Below are 16,100 nucleotides of genomic sequence, written 5' to 3' on the forward strand. Positions count from 1 at the left end.
TTTAAAAAAAATTTAAATATTTGTATCTGAATCAATCAGATACTTAAAATAACCATTCCTTCTGTACCTTTATCCTTTCGAAGAACTCGAAAATTCAGCGTAGGAGAGAAATCATCCTTAGAGCGTGCAAATTACTAATTAAAATTTGCTTCAAAAAATCTTTATGAGTTGATCTTGCTTGATAATGAAGATACCTGTAGCTCTAAACGCTTAATTTCTCTAATAACCGCATTTTTATGAATTTGCATCCAAATGTATAATTTAATCATACTCATGGTTAAAAAACAGATGATTACAGCACCAACCCATAGAATTAAATCATTAGTGTTTTCAACATCCATGGTTTGAATAACACAGTATATAAGCAACCCAAAGATGATTATATTCACAATATTCATGAGAAATACTATCCAAGAATTTTTCCCTTTAAATACCCCCAAAATCATCTGAAAAAAGGTTTGTTCATCTAATTCATCATAAAATTTAGCTTCCTCCTTGGTTAGCGTCTCTTTAATAAGTTTGTCAATATCTTCCATTTTAGTTTTCATAATTCTTGTTTTTTATTAATACCTCCTTTAATTTTTCTCTTGCGGTAAACAACCTAGATTTTACGGTTCCTACAGATACATTTAAAATATCACCTATCTCTTTAATTGAATACTCTTGAACGTAAAACAATTTTATAACAGCTTGCTGTGTTTCTGGTAACTCATTTATTACATGTATAAGCCTTTGTTTTAGTATTAAATCAACTTCTTGATCTTCTAATAATTTTGTTTTTTCTGAAACCTTAAAAACTTCCTTATTCTTATTAATTCTTTGCGTTTCATTTATAAAATCTAACGACTTTGTGTAAACGATTCGCAAGGCCCAGCTACCAAAACTTTCTGCCTTTTTTAAATGGGGCAATTTTGTAATAATAGTGGTCCAACTTTCTTGAGCAATATCTTTTGCTACATCAGCATCTTTTGTAATCCAATACGCTTTTTCGCAGAATGTTTTATGCCAGCGCTTTACCAAAACAGGTAATGCTTTTACATGTCCCGACTGATACTCTATAATTAATTGTTTATCAACTAACTGCTGTTTTTTCCGCATTGATGTTACCACTCTTTATACTATAGACGCTAAGTCTTTAAAAAGGTTCATTATATTTTGATTAAAATTAAAATCTATTAAAGTTAACAGAAATAAAAGTACTTTTATTAGTGGCTATTATTATTTTTGCAGCATGTCTAGAAAAAAATCAAGAAAGCAAATTTTTGAGCATATAGAAGTCATTGATGCAGGTGCCAAGGGCAAAACTGTGGCTAAGGCTCCTGACGGAAAAGTGATCTTTTTACCAAATGCTGTTCCCGGCGATATTGTTGATGTACAAACGTTTAAAAAGCGTAAAGCGTATTATGAAGGTAAAGCCACCCTATTTCACAAACGTTCTGAAAAACGCACGGAACCTGTTTGTTCGCATTTCGGAACTTGTGGCGGATGTAAATGGCAAAATATGGCCTATGAGCATCAACTTTTCTATAAACAAAAAGAAGTTACCAATAACTTAACTCGTATTGGCCATATTGAACTGCCTGAAGTAACCCCTATTCTTGGTTCTAAAAATCAGTACTTTTATAGAAACAAAATGGAATTTTCATTTAGTGATAGCCGTTGGTTAACGCTTGATGAAATTCAATCAGACCAAGATTTGAGTGATAAAAATGCTTTAGGGTTTCATATTCCGGGAATGTGGGACAAGATACTAGATGTAAAAACATGTTATCTGCAGGCAGACCCATCTAACACCATAAGAAACGGTGTTAAAGCCTTTGCTATTGATCACGGTTTAGATTTTTTCAATACCAGAAACCAAACTGGTTTATTGCGTACCATGATGATTAGAACATCAACTACGGGTGATGTTATGGTTATGATCCAGTTTTTTAAGGACAATAAAGAAAAGCGTGAACTTTTATTGAATTATATTGATGATACCTTCCCTGAAGTAACCTCTTTACAATACGTTATTAATGGAAAAGCAAATGATACCATTTATGATCAAGACGTTATTTGCTACAAAGGCAATGACCATATTTTTGAAGAAATGGAAGGTTTAAAGTTTAAGATAAATGCCAAATCTTTCTATCAAACTAATTCAGAACAGGCCTATGAGCTTTATAAAATAACCCGAAATTTTGCTAATTTAACAGGTAAAGAATTGGTTTACGATTTATACACAGGAACAGGAACTATTGCACAGTTTGTAGCAAAACAAGCCAGTAAAGTGATAGGAGTGGAATCTGTGCCTGATGCTATTACTGCAGCTAAAGAAAATGCACAATTAAATGCGATTCATAACGTTGAATTTTTTGTTGGTGACATGAAAAATGTATTCAATGATGCTTTTATAAAAACCCATGGTGTTCCTGATGTCATTATCACAGATCCGCCAAGAGATGGAATGCATAAAGATGTGGTACAACAAATTCTAAACATTGCGCCTAAAAAAGTAGTTTATGTAAGCTGCAACAGTGCTACACAAGCTAGAGATTTAGCTTTGATGGACAGCCATTATAAAGTTACAAAAACACAGGCTGTTGATATGTTTCCACAAACATTTCATGTAGAAAATGTTGTACTTTTAGAGCGTCGATAAATAAATTTAGTCTGGATAACGTATTATTGCAAACAACGTATGAAGTATTATAAATTAGTATTTATTCCTTTATTGCTTCTGGCCGCCGTGGCTATCTCATTAGCTTGTGAACCTGATGACATCTGCCCTGCAGGCACCCCCACAACACCAAGGCTGGTTATAGACTTATATGATGCACAAAACGGTGACAATAAAAAAAATGTGTTTAAGTTGGTGGCTATTGGCTCCGATTTTTACACGAATCCGATGCCAGCAGATACCGATAAGATACTCGAGGACTACAATTTTTTAAGTCAGACCGATGAGATACGCTTACCGCTTAAAACAACCGAGAATGCTACAAAGTTCGTTCTTATTAAAGATGCTTTTATAAATGACAACGGCACACCTAATGATCCTTCTGATGATTTTATTGATGGCAATGCCGATACAATATCAATGGGATTTAGCCGTGAAGAAGTTTACGTATCAAGAGCTTGTGGCTATAAAACTATATATAAAAACGTAACCCTAACTATTGAACCTGATGAAGATAACTGGATGTTGTCTAGTATTCCTTTATCAGACAACCAATCTGTAGAAGATGATTTTCAAACACACTTCAATATTACGCATTAGTATACTGGTAATCACACTTGTTTTGAGCTTTAACTCCCTAGCTCAAAACGATAGTATACCAACTGTAAATGATGAAGCGATCCCTTCTAAAAGCAATGACGCTTCAGAAGTTAAGCTAAAATACGGACTTCGGTTAGGGGTTGATATCGGTAAAATTATAAGATCATCAATTGATGATGATTATACAGGTTTTGAAATTCTTGGTGATTTTAGGTTAAAAAAAGACTTGTATATAGCTGCTGAATTAGGTACTGAAGAACGCAATACCATCACAGATTATCTTGATATTACAACGTCTGGAAGCTACTTAAAAGCGGGAATCGACTACAATATGTATGAAAACTGGCTCGACATGGATAATATGATTTTTGCGGGATTTAGAGTTGGCGCCAGCACCTTTAGTCATGATTTAAATAGTGCCTCTATTTATACAACCAATCAATATTGGTCACCGCAGCTTACCCTAACCGAAAAAATAGAGTTTAAAGACTTAACAGCGTTCTGGGCAGAATTAATGTTAGGTATAAAGGCCGAGTTATTTACCAATTTCTTTATGGGCTTAAATGTGCAACTTAAGTTTTTGGTTAACGAAAAAGACCCGGGTAATTTTGCTAATTTATATATTCCTGGTTTCAATAAAAATTATGATGGCAGTTCTATTGGGGTTGGATATAGCTATACCTTATCATACAGAATTCCACTATATCAAAAAACGGATAAAAAGCAATAATACCCTTCATAACCGTACCGTATCTTTTATTTCGCTTTTCTTTTTCAATAAACGAAATGGATAGACAGCACAATTTTAGTAACTTCAGAACATAGAAATTAAGTGTGAGTAGTTGTGAAAAAACTAAAAAAACGTGAATTGGACGTAATAACCATTCAGATGCTAGTGCATTTGAGCGGTGTCAGGACTTCTCATAAAGCATTGACTATCTTACAGTAAGCACATGATAGGTCATTCTTTATTTCATATACTTTCCTTTCTTACTACCTTCATACATAACGTATTTTACAAAACGTGATTCCAGCTTGGCATTGTATAGTTGAATTTTTCTAGAAGGACGCAAACCAACATATTTTAAAGCATCAAGGTTTGATGTGATAAACCAAGCTTCTGTTCCTGGATAATTTTGTTTTAATGTATCACCTATATTTTTATAAAAAGCCTGCATATCAATATTTAAGCGCTCTCCGTAGGGTGGATTAAACACCATATGCAATTTACCTTCACCACCTTTTTGGGTTTTAAAGAAATCTTCATGCTTTACCTCAACAAAATCTTCTAATTGAGCATTTTTTACATTGTCTTTAGCTTTAAACACCGCACTAGGCGCTTTATCATAGCCCACAATTTTATAATGAAAATCTCGCGTCTTTTTTAATAAACTTTCTTCTATTTTTTCAAATAAATCAACATCCCAATCTTGCCAGCGCTCAAAGGCAAATTCTTTTCGCATTAGATTTGGAGGAATATTGCAAGCAATCATAGCGGCTTCAATAAGCATGGTACCAGAACCACACATAGGATCCATAAAATCACATTGCCCGTCCCACCCAGAAAGCATAATTAAGCCTGCTGCCAATACTTCATTTATAGGAGCAATATTAGTCGCCGTTTTATAGCCCCTTTTGTGTAAGGAATCACCTGATGAATCTAAGGAAATGGTGCATTTTCTTCTATCAACATGTACATTGATTTTCAAATCAGGAAACTTTAAATCTACATTTGGGCGCTGCCCAACTGTATCTCTAAACTTATCTACAATGGCATCCTTGGTTTTTTGAGCGATAAAAAGGGAATGAGAAAACAAATCAGAGTGTATAGTAGCATCAATAGCTAAAGACCCTGTTGGCTTTAAATACTCAGACCAATTCATGTCATAAATTTTATCATACAAATCCTTTTCATTTCTTACATTAAAACTACGAATAGGTTTTAAGATTTTTATGGCTGTGCGCAACCCTAAATTGGCTTTATACATAAACCCCTTATCACCCACAAAAGAGACATTACGCACGCCTTTCTGTACATTTTGAGCACCTAATTGAACCAATTCTTTTTCCAATAAATCTTCAAAGCCAAATAAGGTTTTGGCTACCATGTTGAAATTTTCTGCCATTTTTTTCGTCTGATAGACTTTTACATCCTGATAGGTTGCAAAAATAATGTAATTTTGCGGCAAACGTAAAGATTATTGATAATTCGGGTTAAGGATTGAAACGGCATCCTTTTTTGTGTATTTCAGGTGTTTTTATTAAAATAGACACTTTCCTTATTTTATTAAGGTAAAACGAATTCTTATGCTAGTACACAAAAAAGATATAGTGAAAAGCCAGACCTAGTGTTACTTAAAAACACTAGGTAACCCTATAAATAACATATGACAAACAATACAACAAATTGGTTTACTTCTTGGTTTGACACGCCATTTTATCACATTTTATATAAAGACAGAGATGACACCGAAGCCCGGGCGTTTATGGATACGCTTACCGATTATTTGAATATTCCAGAACATGGAACCATTTTAGATTTGGCTTGTGGTAAAGGACGTCATGCCCGCTATTTAAACAAAATAGGGTATGATGTAACAGGCGTTGATTTGAGTGAAAACAGTATTCGTTATGCCAAACAGTTTGAAAATCACAGATTACATTTTGATGTGCATAATATGTGTAAACCTTATCATAAACCCTTTGATGCCGTATTTAATTTGTTTACCAGTTTTGGGTATTTTGAAGATGACGCCAATAACTTGAAAACCATAAAAGCCATAAAGGCTAATTTAAATGCCAACGGATTTGGTGTAATTGATTTTATGAATAGTCCGTTTGTAATTAATCATTTAGTGCCTGAAGAAACAAAAACAGTTAATGATATTACGTTTAATCTAAAGAGATATGTTGAAGATGGCTATATTATAAAAGATATTACCTTTACAACAAATGAAAAACTATATCATTTTCAAGAACGTGTAAGAGCCTTTTCTCTACAAGATTTTGAAGCCCTTTTTGAGGCTGCTGGTGTGTATTTATTGGATGTTTTTGGAGATTATAAATTGCGAAAATATAGCCCGAAAACCTCTGAACGATTAGTGATGATTTTTAAATAACCCCAAAAAAAGCCGAATATTGTTTTATACATTTAGAGCATAGATTAGTATTGATGAATAAATATTTGTTTCCTATTTACGCGGTTATTATAGGCGTTATTATTGCTAAATTATCCAAAAATAAAAAAAGTTGGAATACTAAACTGCTCCTCTCTTTTAGCGGTGCTTTTTTATTAGCACTTACCCTTTTTGAATTGCTGCCAGAAGTCTATGAACATTTAGACACGAAGCTTACAGGCTTGTTTATTATGAGTGGCATTTTACTGCAAATAGTCCTTGAATTGTTTTCAAAAGGTGCCGAGCACGGGCATGTGCATATCCATAAGCATGAAACCGCTTTCCCTTGGTTATTATTTATTAGTTTATGTATTCATAGCTTTTTAGAAGGATTCCCCATTCATCAGCATAATGACATGGTATATGGTGTTTTAGTGCATAAAGTACCTATTGCTACTTTAATTACTATGTTTTTGTTTCAGTCAAATTTTAGTAAAACGCAAATCGCTGCCTTTTTAATTGTCTTTGCAGGTATGACACCGTTAGGCACGTACATATCAAATACGGCTAATTTCGATATTCATTTTGCTCATAGCATTAATGCCTTAGTTATTGGTATTTTTCTGCATATTTCAACAACCATTTTATTTGAAAGTGGTGAAGGCCACAAGTTTAACCTTTCAAAATTTATAGCCATTATTTTAGGTGTTGGTATTGCCTATTTGATTTAATTTTATGTTTAGCAAAGAAGAATCGCGATTATTACGACAAGAGTTTTGGACTAGCTTTGGCAAATCTTTTCCGAGAAAATGGATTTTATATGATACCAAACTAAAAGGACTTAGTTTTAAATTTCATTTTGATACCAAAAAAGCTTTAGTAGCGCTAGACCTTGAAGACGATTTAGAATACCGTATAAAACACTGGGAGAAATTAGTAGCGTTACAATCTATTCTTCAAGAGCACTATTTACCCGAAGCGCATTATGAAGAGGCATATATTTTAGAAAATCACAAAGAAATTTCAAGAATTTATGTGCCTTTAGAACAAAAAGTATCTGTTCATAATAAAAACACTTGGCGCGATGTTATGGAATTCTTCAATCACACTATGAGTCGGTTTGAATCTTTTTTTGAAGAATACAAAGACATTATTGAAGGATGAGTTTAGTCTTTTAAAGAGGTATAAACGATAAGGTATAAGGTTTACTGTGCTTTTTATTCACCATCCCTTTTGCAACCATCAAATCAAAATTTGAAATCACTAATTTATCTTCATAAACAATTAAATCTGCTGGCTGATCAATACCGCCATCTGCTCCATCATTATCTGGATACTGCGCCAACAAAGAAATGTTCTTTTGAGCATCTATCTTAAAAATTTGATTCTGAGCAAACCCTGCTACATACACATTCCCTTTTTTATCTTTATTAATACCATCGGGTGCCGTATTAAGTGGTAATTGTGCAAATAATTTTTTTTCAACAACAGTTCCTTGCGCATTTAAAACCAATTTTGTCAATCTAGCATCTCCCAGATTACCAACTATTAAATGTCCCGCATCATCAAACACCAAACCATCTAAACCAGCTTGCCTATTGGGGTTTTCTGTTTGCTCGGTATATATTAAGTTAGCATCGGTACTATCATTATGTATCTTAATATGTCTATCTGTGGTTTTAAAACGATACACACCGCTAGTCATATGTTTTGTTTTAAACTTAGGCAATTTGGTTTGGGTAACATAAAGTGCTCCATTGTAATATCTAATTCCGTTTATAGACGTAAAATTATAAGCCACAACATCTGTTTTTTGAAGTGTATCACCATCAAATTCCATACGTAACAAACGCCCTTTACTTTGGTTATCACATACGTACAATACACCTTCTTCGTCAAACGCAATACCCATAGGTTGCGCCTTACCGCTTTCCTTTAATACGGGAACATCTGCTAATTTTAAAATGACACCAGACTTTGTAATTTTAATTAAAACACCATTTTGATGTTTATCTGAAAAATTAGGACAGGAGACTATCAAACTACCATCGGGTGCTATATCAAAAGCATCGGGCGTTGGACAAAAATCGGGTAAATTAGCAAATAACTTAGCGGGGTGTGGTAACTCTTGTGCTTTTACAAATAAAGTAAAGAAACAAACTAAAATGGAAAGAAACTTTGATTTCATGGTGACTTGTATTGCTGTTTCAAAAGTATACGAATACAATCGCTAACACACATGAGAAGTTATCTTTGAATAATAAAATTTTACCTTATAAGCGTTTCTTCATCTCATAATCGTCCATAATAAATCCGTTCCCAATATCGGTAACACAGGATGCTGTATTTTTAAATCCTAGTTTCTCATAAGCCGCTATAGCATTTTTGTTATGTATATTTACTGTTAATCTGATACTATTCAGCTTGTAAGCCCTTGCTTTCACTTCAACGAAATGTATGGCAGCTTTTCCTATATTCATTCCTTGAAAATCCTTTAAAACATAGATTTTACTTAAAAATAAGGTGTGCTTTTCTGGTTTAATAGCCATATAACCAACAAGATTGTTTTCATACTTTAGCATGAAGTATTCCATCTGGTTTTCTATCTGATGCATAATAGCTTCAGAAGACTGAAACTTATGGAGCATATATTCTACTTGTAGTTTTCCTATAATGGGAATGTAATGCGCTTTCCAAATAGTACTGGCTAATTGCGCTATTTGATTGCAATCTGATTGTGTTTTTGCCTGAACAATAGCAACCTTAAGATAACACATAACAATAAATCATAAAAAAATGAAATACAGCTCCTGCAAGTACAAAAACGTGCCAAATCACATGATTATATGGTATGCGCTGAATGGCATAGAAAATAATACCTACTGTATATGCCAAACCTCCAGCGAACAATAATAAAATCCCTTGACTCCCTATAACACCCGATAAATTTGAAAAATCAAAAACTATAAGCCATCCCATGAATAAATATAACAGGGTAGAAAACAACTCAAACTTACCAGTAAAAAACAATTTTAATACCACACCAAAAGCGGCAATTCCCCACACTACCCAAAATAATAACCAGCCTTTTGAATCAATCAAACTAACAAGTAAAACGGGCGTATACGTTCCAGCTATTAAAAAATAGATACTTATATGATCGACTATTCTAAAATAATGCTTGAGTCGCAGATTATGTACCGCATGATAAAGGGTTGAAGCCGTAAATAAAACCACGATAGAAATACCATAAACAACAACACTAAACAGGCTTAAATCTGTTTTAAGAGAAGCTTTAAGCATGAGTAATATTAAGGCTATAATACCGAAAAAAACACCAAAGACATGAGTCCACGTATTTAGCTTTTCCTCATAAGGTGTTTGCACACGCATGTTTATGATTTTTTATTGTAAATCCACTTATCAGTTAAATCGTAAAAATCGAACTCAATAGCTGGTTTTTGTCGCTCTAACAATCCGCTTTGAAAACTACGTTGCAAAATATCTTCAATGAGGTAATCTTCTTTTACATTAACAGGGTCAAATTCACGCTTTAGTGAAATTTTAAACATATTTGCTGTGGTATTGTACCAAAAGGCGCGCCATCCGCTACGTAATTCTTTCACCAAATCAAAAGCGGTTGTACCTGTTTGTCTGTGAATTAATTTCACCAGTATTTGCCCCTCTGTGCGTGTTAGTTTTTTCAGTTCATCAGAAAACTCTCCTTCTATATACTTTTGAATTTTCCTAGTATACCGTTTTTTTTGTCGGTTCTTTTTAAGTGTAGCTAAATGGGAGTTCATAGAGTCTAACCGTTCCGCAGCCATTTTAGCATAAGGATACACCTTTAGGGTTTTTCTTCGTAAAATTAAGTATCGTATACGCTCTTCCCTATTTCCAAATTCTAACTTGTGCAATAACATAACCTCATCTAGATCAATAGCACGTCTTGGAATAGAATCACCTTCAATAATCAAATATTCAATAGATGTACTATCTTGCACCGTTTCTTTAACCTGTGAGAGGAGAAAACAAGGAAATAAAAGTGCTATATATTGTAAATAGTTCATCTATAAAACCATAGGACATTAAACATGCCAAAATTAAGAATTTACAAAGTTTAAAACATTCTTTTTCTATTTATATTATTATTTTAGTACAAAACTTTTATACATGGCAAACAAGAGCATTCTTAATGATAAGTCGCTGAACTTTTTAGAGAAATATTTAAATAATGCAGCTCCAACAGGATATGAATGGACAGGGCAAAAACTATGGATGGACTACCTTAAACCTTATGTTGATGAGTTTATTACAGACACATACGGGACTGCTGTAGGAGTAATAAATCCTGAAGCTAAATACAAAGTAGTTATTGAAGGACATGCTGATGAAATTTCTTGGTATGTAAATTACATTTCAGATAGCGGCCATATTTATGTGATTAGAAACGGCGGTAGTGATCACCAAATAGCACCAAGCAAAATTGTAAATATTCATACTAAAAATGGTATTATAAAAGGGGTGTTTGGCTGGCCTGCCATTCATACCAGAAATAAGTCTAATGAAGAAGCGCCTAAACCAGACAATATTTTTATTGACTGCGGATGTACTTCAAAGGAAGAAGTAGAAGCTTTAGGGGTTCATGTTGGCTGTGTTATTACCTACCCTGATGAATTTCACATTCTGAATAAAGATAAATTTGTTTGTAGAGCTTTAGACAATAGAATGGGCGGATTTATGGTAGCCGAAGTAGCCAGATTATTAAAAGAAAATAACAAAACGTTACCTTTTGGTTTATATATTACCAATGCTGTGCAAGAAGAAATAGGTTTGCGAGGCGCCGAAATGATTGCGCACCGCATTAAGCCAAATGCGGCCATTATTACTGATGTTACGCATGATACCACCACCCCGATGATTGAACAAAAGAAAGAAGGGCATTTAGAAATAGGTAAAGGCCCCGTGGTAGCTTATGCACCAGCAGTACAACAAAAGTTGCGCGACTTAATTACAGAAACAGCCGAAGAAAAAAATATTCCTTTTCAACGCTCTGCCCTATCTCGTGCAACGGGTACAGATACCGATGCCTTTGCATACAGCAATGGCGGTGTAGCTTCTGCCCTTATTTCACTACCATTACGTTATATGCATACAACGGTAGAAATGGTACATAGAGATGATGTAGAAAACGTCATTAAATTAATATATGAAACAATTCTTAAAATAAAGGATGGTGAAACCTTCAGTTATTTTGATTAAATACAAGGATTAACACAGAAAAAGCCTCTTTGCTGAGGCTTTTTTATTTCAATGGTTTTTATGGAGGAATATATTGACATAGCGAATAAAGAAGGTACACTAATTGGTGCGTCTGAATTGAAGTCTATTATCCATCAAAAAGGTTTGTATCATCACACCACACATATTTGGTTATATACCAAAGCAGGTAACATTTTGTTGGCGCAACGTTCAGCAAAAAAGACAATTTGTCCTTTAATGTGGGATGTATCTGTGGCTGGGCATATAGACGCTGGTGAAACGGCCGAACAGGCAGGCCTGAGAGAAACTTCTGAAGAAATTGGTTTGACGCTCACGGAATCTGACCTAAAAAAGATAGGGGTTTTTGAATGTTTTCAGTCTTATGATTCGGGTATTGTAGACAACGAGTTTCATAATACGTTTATAGCTGAATTAAACCTCCCGCTATCATACCTAACACCTCAAGAAGCAGAAGTGGAAGCTTTAAAGTTAGTATCTATTTCAGAGGTTGAACACCTTATTGAAACGATTGGTAATAATGGGAATCATTTTGTCCCATCTAATAAAGAGTACTATAAACTCGTTGTAAATAAGATTAAAGAGCAATTAGAATCAACATAATAACAAAGAACCTCTTTGTAACAAACTGTAATTTGTATACAAAAAGGTTCTCTAGTTACTCATTCGTTTTAGCTATATGTAGTTAGCCTCAGTTACAAAACTTGTTTCAAACCTCAGCACAATATCATCTTTAGCTTTAATAGCCCCCATCATAACTTGTGGAGGAGTTAAGTTAAATTCTGTCATTTTTAGTTGTGTTTTACCTGTTAGCTTTACCTTATCATTAATAATTGTGACATCAAAATTTAAAGGCACCGTTTTTTTAGTTCCAGCAATCATTAAATCACCAACCGTCTGCAATTCAAAAACACCATTCCCTTTATTAGTAATGTTCTTAACTTCAACTAGTGTAAATAAAATAATTTTGTGCTTGTCTGCCTTTAGCGTTTCCGTAGCTGTTTTGGTCATAGCTGCTTTGGGCCCCTTTAAGCTTTTAGTAAGCACTGCAAAAGATAAATGTTCAATTTGACAGGTTTCTATATCGTTGAACTTGATTGATCCGTTTTTAGTTTCTGCTTGAACTTTCCAACCATGCACATTGGACGAGCCGAAAACAGTTAATGAAGATTCTGTATTTTCTAATTTCAGAATCTGAGCCTGCAAAACATTACTTGTAAAACCTAAAATAGTGAAGCAAACAATAAGTCTTTTTAAAATATTTCTTTGTGTATTCATGACGTTATATGGTTAAATTTATATCACAAATTTAAAGACATTAATATTATTGATTTATGATTAAAATCATGTATTTTATAATAATATGATAATTTATGACGTTTTTTTTACTGTATTTTATCATATCATCAAACCGTACTCATATTCACAAATAAGTTTCATAAATTTTCGGGTATCTTATACGTGTTTATTTAAATACAATAAGGCGCATAATTTTAATTAAAATTATGCGCCTTATTAATAGCATTATTTCAGATGAATACGTTTTATAAGCTAACGCAATCATTTATAAACAGTCTTTACATAAATAAAATAGAGGAAATTAAAATGATAAACTCTAAAATGAAAACAAACTAACAAACATGATACTGAAGCAACACAAGTTAAGAGCCGCATTCATTTTGGCTGCCAGAATACAATGTAATAAAAAACTAAATGTTTTGAAGCGATGAACTTATCTGACTTCTTTAAGGTATAATTTAAAGCCAATTTCTACAATGTCATCAACATGAACAAGGCCTAAGAATTTTGTTGGAGGAATAATACCAAAATCATTAAGTCCCAAATCTAAATCTCCACTAATTAATAATTCACCGTCATTTTTTATAGACACAGGTATTACATAAGCATTTGTTTTTCCTGCCATTTCAATATCTACTAAAACATTAACTCCGTTTTTATTTTGGATTTCATGAATTTCTTTAAGGGTTAATTTAATTTGTGGGTAGTCATCTGTTTTGAGTAATTGAACAAAGTCTTTATTTATTGCTTTGCCTCCACAATCAAAACTCACATTATTTAATACCAAAGAGGTATTATTTAATTTAATTTTACCATTTTTATGGTAGTACTGAATGTCTATTGGGCTTTTTAATTGATCTATTTTGTACTCACATTTAAAACCTTTAACATTAGTCATTCCGTGTACAAACAAAACACTTTCAGGGGCTATTTCAACAGTCATTCGCTTTACATTAACAGGCTTTTTAGTAAAACCAAAACTGATTAATAAAACAACTAAAACCAATACCCGTTTCATACCTTTTAAAATTTACTAAATTATAAACTAAAAAAAGCCTCCGTTATAAGAATCTACTATTATCCTTATAAAAGAGGCCCTTTTATATGTATTGAGGCTATTAGAAACTAATGGCAGCCTCTACCATTAATCCATCAAATTTACCTTCTTCTAATGCATTCCCTACTGGAAAATCATTATAGTTTTGAATAACATATTCTGCTTTCATCAAAATATTTTTAGTCATAAACCAACCAGCACCAAACTGTGTTCTATCTATACTAATATCACCATAAGTTTCTTCTGAATTTACTTTGTTATATCGCGCTCCGATATAAAAATTTTCACTGCTTCCAAATCGGTATAACAATTCACCTGCGTATTGGGTGGTAACCGCGTCTCTTGAACCTTTTGCATTTTCATATGTTCCAAAAAACTCTAACCCTTTAAATTTCACAAACGGATTAAACATGATTGCAGTAACACTGTTGCCTAAGTTAGGAGCAAAACGTCCTGACCTGAAATTATCTTTTCCATCGGCACTTACTGGTTCCATCACATGATAGTATCTAGAACCTGTTCTATCAGCACTGTATAAATACAACCTTGGAACATACCCTGTATTGTAAATAGAACCTGTTATTCTTAATCTAAGATCATCATTTAATTGATTATCATATCCTAATTTTGCTAAGAATGATGCGCCTCCAGATTTGCCATTAGCACCTTCTACTACAGATTGATTTAATTTACCATTAGAAAAACCAACCATACCTATAAAGCCACTTCTTTGATAATATACCTCAGCACCAACTTCTGTGGTAAACGCATCCATAATTAAATTCCCAACAAACGGATTGTAAATAGTTTGCGCATTATCTGAACGTCTAAAGTGTGCATCTCCATAGTTATTTTCCATATGCCCTACTTTAATAGTAGTATATTTCATTAAATCTGACAAAAGTCCTTCACTTATAAAATCTAATTTATCAATTTGAAAATACCCACCTTTTACATAAGGTTCTGGGTGGTGACGAGATGACAAATAAGTTCTTAAATGCATTCTAACACCATCAGCAAGTGCCACATCAAGATCCAGATTAGCCGTAGCCAAATTAAAGTTAGATCCCAACCCAATTAAAGGTTCAGCTCCTGAGTTTTTATGGCTTAATGCTTGAAATTGTAACGTAGATGCACCTCCAATTCTTACTTTTACTTTTTCGAATGTAGACACAGAATCTTTTGGCGCTTCAAATACATTTACACCATTTTTGTCTGGCTGCCTGTAATTATCTAAATTTCTATTCTGTGCAAAAGTATTGAATCCTACTAGCACAGCTACTAGCAACATTACTATTTTTAACTTGTTTTTCATAATATTAATTGTTTTAAGTGGTTTTTATTTATTTAATTTTTAATGTTTTAATTAAAATTGGTAACAAACTTAATAGTTACATCATCTCCCGTTGTTATTGTTCCTAATAGGGCTTTTGGAGGGTCTATTTTAAATTCTGTCATTTTAAATTTCGTTTCTCCTTCAAGTTTCACTTTATTACCAACAACTGACATTGTAAAATTTAAAGGAATTTGTTTTTTTGCTCCAGCAATGGTTAAATCACCTACAGTTTGAACGGAAAAAACACCATTTCCCTTTGAAACAACATTCTTAACCTCAACCAAATTAAAATATATTGATTTAAACTCTTTAGTTTTTAAAGCCTTATAGGTGTTTTTGTCCATTGAAGATTTTCCGCTTTTTAAACTCTCTGCAACCACTTCAATAGCTAAGCTTCCTATTTCACCTGCTTCAGCATTTGCTAACGTGATGGTTCCTTTTTGTTCTTCCGCCTCTACTTCCCAATCATGTAAACTTGAGGTACCTAAAACTTTTAAAGAAGAGCTTTCATCAACTAATTTTAATGCTTGTGCTTGAATTAAATTAACTGATAAAACAGCCGTAACAATATAAACAAAAACGTATTTACTTAATTTCCTTTGTAATTCCATTATAACTATTCTTAATAATTTATAATGCAAATTTCAAATGTTTTACAATAACATTTTATGATTTAAATCATATAAATATTACATAAACCATAATTAAATCAACTTATAATGCGAATTTCACAAAAACACTAAAATAATT

General features: G+C 33.0%; 19 protein-coding genes. 8 read left to right on the forward strand and 11 right to left on the reverse strand.

Going from position 1 to position 16,100, the window contains the following annotated elements; genetic code table 11:
- Positions 1–161 precede the first annotated feature (161 nt).
- A complete protein-coding gene (locus tag KFZ70_RS15495; protein ID WP_139698533.1) occupies positions 162–548 on the reverse strand; it encodes a DUF6768 family protein in 387 nt (128 codons plus the stop codon).
- Positions 538–1,098: an RNA polymerase sigma factor gene (locus KFZ70_RS15500; RefSeq protein ID WP_139698532.1), complete on the reverse strand. Its 561-nt coding sequence runs from the start codon at positions 1,096–1,098 to the stop codon at positions 538–540. Before KFZ70_RS15500 ends, KFZ70_RS15495 begins: the two co-directional genes overlap by 11 nt.
- Positions 1,099–1,231: 133 nt before the next feature.
- On the opposite strand from KFZ70_RS15500, the gene rlmD reads away from it, so the two are divergent.
- Genes rlmD through KFZ70_RS15515 form a run of 3 tightly spaced genes read left to right on the forward strand, consistent with a single transcriptional unit; the run spans position 1,232 to position 3,992 of the window.
- On the forward strand, positions 1,232–2,644 hold the full coding sequence (gene rlmD / locus KFZ70_RS15505; RefSeq protein ID WP_139698531.1) for a 23S rRNA (uracil(1939)-C(5))-methyltransferase RlmD: 1,413 nt from the start codon (positions 1,232–1,234) through the stop codon (positions 2,642–2,644).
- A gap of 39 nt (positions 2,645–2,683) precedes the next feature.
- Entirely contained in the window at positions 2,684–3,262 is a 579-nt protein-coding gene (locus tag KFZ70_RS15510) for a DUF6452 family protein (protein ID WP_139698530.1), read from the forward strand.
- Positions 3,228–3,992 carry a DUF6048 family protein gene (locus KFZ70_RS15515; protein ID WP_139698529.1) on the forward strand — a complete coding sequence of 255 codons (765 nt, stop codon included), beginning with the start codon at positions 3,228–3,230 and terminating at the stop codon, positions 3,990–3,992. Before KFZ70_RS15510 ends, KFZ70_RS15515 begins: the two co-directional genes overlap by 35 nt.
- A 238-nt stretch (positions 3,993–4,230) precedes the next feature.
- On the opposite strand, the gene KFZ70_RS15520 is transcribed toward KFZ70_RS15515, so the two are convergent.
- Positions 4,231–5,388 carry a class I SAM-dependent RNA methyltransferase gene (locus tag KFZ70_RS15520; RefSeq protein ID WP_139698528.1) on the reverse strand — a complete coding sequence of 386 codons (1,158 nt, stop codon included), beginning with the start codon at positions 5,386–5,388 and terminating at the stop codon, positions 4,231–4,233.
- 261 nt (positions 5,389–5,649) lie between these two features.
- On the opposite strand from KFZ70_RS15520, the gene KFZ70_RS15525 reads away from it, so the two are divergent.
- The 3 genes from KFZ70_RS15525 to KFZ70_RS15535 are packed head-to-tail and all read left to right on the forward strand — an operon-like array spanning position 5,650 to position 7,542.
- On the forward strand, positions 5,650–6,381 hold the full coding sequence (locus tag KFZ70_RS15525) for a bifunctional 2-polyprenyl-6-hydroxyphenol methylase/3-demethylubiquinol 3-O-methyltransferase UbiG (RefSeq protein WP_139698527.1): 732 nt from the start codon (positions 5,650–5,652) through the stop codon (positions 6,379–6,381).
- Positions 6,382–6,434: 53 nt separating this feature from the next.
- Positions 6,435–7,109, forward strand: coding sequence for a ZIP family metal transporter (locus KFZ70_RS15530; RefSeq protein ID WP_139698526.1), 675 nt, complete (start codon positions 6,435–6,437; stop codon positions 7,107–7,109).
- Between the two features lie 4 nt (positions 7,110–7,113).
- Entirely contained in the window at positions 7,114–7,542 is a 429-nt protein-coding gene (locus tag KFZ70_RS15535; RefSeq protein ID WP_139698525.1) for a DUF4268 domain-containing protein, read from the forward strand.
- A gap of 10 nt (positions 7,543–7,552) precedes the next feature.
- On the opposite strand, the gene KFZ70_RS15540 is transcribed toward KFZ70_RS15535, so the two are convergent.
- From KFZ70_RS15540 to KFZ70_RS15555, 4 genes are all read right to left on the reverse strand, one after another.
- Positions 7,553–8,566, reverse strand: a complete 1,014-nt coding sequence (locus KFZ70_RS15540) for an SMP-30/gluconolactonase/LRE family protein (RefSeq protein WP_199240698.1) — start codon at positions 8,564–8,566, stop codon at positions 7,553–7,555.
- Positions 8,567–8,651: 85 nt separating this feature from the next.
- Entirely contained in the window at positions 8,652–9,155 is a 504-nt protein-coding gene (locus KFZ70_RS15545) for a GNAT family N-acetyltransferase (protein WP_139698524.1), read from the reverse strand.
- Complete coding sequence (locus KFZ70_RS15550; protein WP_139698523.1) at positions 9,142–9,771, reverse strand: hemolysin III family protein; 630 nt, start codon at positions 9,769–9,771, stop codon at positions 9,142–9,144. The genes KFZ70_RS15545 and KFZ70_RS15550 overlap by 14 nt, the downstream gene beginning before the upstream one ends.
- Positions 9,772–9,773: 2 nt before the next feature.
- Positions 9,774–10,448 carry a DUF4294 domain-containing protein gene (locus KFZ70_RS15555; RefSeq protein ID WP_139698522.1) on the reverse strand — a complete coding sequence of 225 codons (675 nt, stop codon included), beginning with the start codon at positions 10,446–10,448 and terminating at the stop codon, positions 9,774–9,776.
- A gap of 103 nt (positions 10,449–10,551) precedes the next feature.
- Here KFZ70_RS15555 and KFZ70_RS15560 point away from each other — a divergent pair, with 103 nt between their 5' ends.
- Positions 10,552–11,640 (forward strand): M42 family metallopeptidase, encoded by a 1,089-nt coding sequence (locus tag KFZ70_RS15560; RefSeq protein WP_139698521.1) that lies wholly within the window; start codon positions 10,552–10,554, stop codon positions 11,638–11,640.
- A gap of 60 nt (positions 11,641–11,700) precedes the next feature.
- A complete protein-coding gene (locus KFZ70_RS15565; protein ID WP_139698520.1) occupies positions 11,701–12,261 on the forward strand; it encodes an NUDIX domain-containing protein in 561 nt (186 codons plus the stop codon).
- 72 nt (positions 12,262–12,333) lie between these two features.
- Here KFZ70_RS15565 and KFZ70_RS15570 read toward each other — a convergent pair whose 3' ends face one another.
- From KFZ70_RS15570 to KFZ70_RS15585, 4 genes are all read right to left on the reverse strand, one after another.
- Complete coding sequence (locus KFZ70_RS15570; protein ID WP_139698519.1) at positions 12,334–12,936, reverse strand: YceI family protein; 603 nt, start codon at positions 12,934–12,936, stop codon at positions 12,334–12,336.
- Positions 12,937–13,390: 454 nt separating this feature from the next.
- Entirely contained in the window at positions 13,391–13,975 is a 585-nt protein-coding gene (locus tag KFZ70_RS15575) for a YceI family protein (protein WP_139698518.1), read from the reverse strand.
- A gap of 100 nt (positions 13,976–14,075) precedes the next feature.
- Positions 14,076–15,329: a hypothetical protein gene (locus tag KFZ70_RS15580; protein ID WP_139698517.1), complete on the reverse strand. Its 1,254-nt coding sequence runs from the start codon at positions 15,327–15,329 to the stop codon at positions 14,076–14,078.
- A gap of 47 nt (positions 15,330–15,376) precedes the next feature.
- On the reverse strand, positions 15,377–15,961 hold the full coding sequence (locus KFZ70_RS15585) for a YceI family protein (protein ID WP_139698516.1): 585 nt from the start codon (positions 15,959–15,961) through the stop codon (positions 15,377–15,379).
- Positions 15,962–16,100: the final 139 nt, after the last annotated feature.

The organism is Allotamlana fucoidanivorans, from assembly GCF_045788535.1.
Lineage (GTDB): Bacteria > Bacteroidota > Bacteroidia > Flavobacteriales > Flavobacteriaceae > Allotamlana > Allotamlana fucoidanivorans.

Bases quoted from the DNA above. Each gene is read 5' to 3' on its own strand.
- KFZ70_RS15495 (WP_139698533.1), bottom strand. From the start codon at position 548: ATGAAAACTAAAATGGAAGATATTGACAAACTTATTAAAGAGACGCTA.
- KFZ70_RS15500 (WP_139698532.1), bottom strand. From the start codon at position 1,098: ATGCGGAAAAAACAGCAGTTAGTTGATAAACAATTAATTATAGAGTAT.
- rlmD (WP_139698531.1), top strand. From the start codon at position 1,232: ATGTCTAGAAAAAAATCAAGAAAGCAAATTTTTGAGCATATAGAAGTC.
- KFZ70_RS15510 (WP_139698530.1), top strand. From the start codon at position 2,684: ATGAAGTATTATAAATTAGTATTTATTCCTTTATTGCTTCTGGCCGCC.
- KFZ70_RS15515 (WP_139698529.1), top strand. From the start codon at position 3,228: ATGATTTTCAAACACACTTCAATATTACGCATTAGTATACTGGTAATC.
- KFZ70_RS15520 (WP_139698528.1), bottom strand. From the start codon at position 5,388: ATGGCAGAAAATTTCAACATGGTAGCCAAAACCTTATTTGGCTTTGAA.
- KFZ70_RS15525 (WP_139698527.1), top strand. From the start codon at position 5,650: ATGACAAACAATACAACAAATTGGTTTACTTCTTGGTTTGACACGCCA.
- KFZ70_RS15530 (WP_139698526.1), top strand. From the start codon at position 6,435: ATGAATAAATATTTGTTTCCTATTTACGCGGTTATTATAGGCGTTATT.
- KFZ70_RS15535 (WP_139698525.1), top strand. From the start codon at position 7,114: ATGTTTAGCAAAGAAGAATCGCGATTATTACGACAAGAGTTTTGGACT.
- KFZ70_RS15540 (WP_199240698.1), bottom strand. From the start codon at position 8,566: ATGAAATCAAAGTTTCTTTCCATTTTAGTTTGTTTCTTTACTTTATTT.
- KFZ70_RS15545 (WP_139698524.1), bottom strand. From the start codon at position 9,155: ATGTGTTATCTTAAGGTTGCTATTGTTCAGGCAAAAACACAATCAGAT.
- KFZ70_RS15550 (WP_139698523.1), bottom strand. From the start codon at position 9,771: ATGCGTGTGCAAACACCTTATGAGGAAAAGCTAAATACGTGGACTCAT.
- KFZ70_RS15555 (WP_139698522.1), bottom strand. From the start codon at position 10,448: ATGAACTATTTACAATATATAGCACTTTTATTTCCTTGTTTTCTCCTC.
- KFZ70_RS15560 (WP_139698521.1), top strand. From the start codon at position 10,552: ATGGCAAACAAGAGCATTCTTAATGATAAGTCGCTGAACTTTTTAGAG.
- KFZ70_RS15565 (WP_139698520.1), top strand. From the start codon at position 11,701: ATGGAGGAATATATTGACATAGCGAATAAAGAAGGTACACTAATTGGT.
- KFZ70_RS15570 (WP_139698519.1), bottom strand. From the start codon at position 12,936: ATGAATACACAAAGAAATATTTTAAAAAGACTTATTGTTTGCTTCACT.
- KFZ70_RS15575 (WP_139698518.1), bottom strand. From the start codon at position 13,975: ATGAAACGGGTATTGGTTTTAGTTGTTTTATTAATCAGTTTTGGTTTT.
- KFZ70_RS15580 (WP_139698517.1), bottom strand. From the start codon at position 15,329: ATGAAAAACAAGTTAAAAATAGTAATGTTGCTAGTAGCTGTGCTAGTA.
- KFZ70_RS15585 (WP_139698516.1), bottom strand. From the start codon at position 15,961: ATGGAATTACAAAGGAAATTAAGTAAATACGTTTTTGTTTATATTGTT.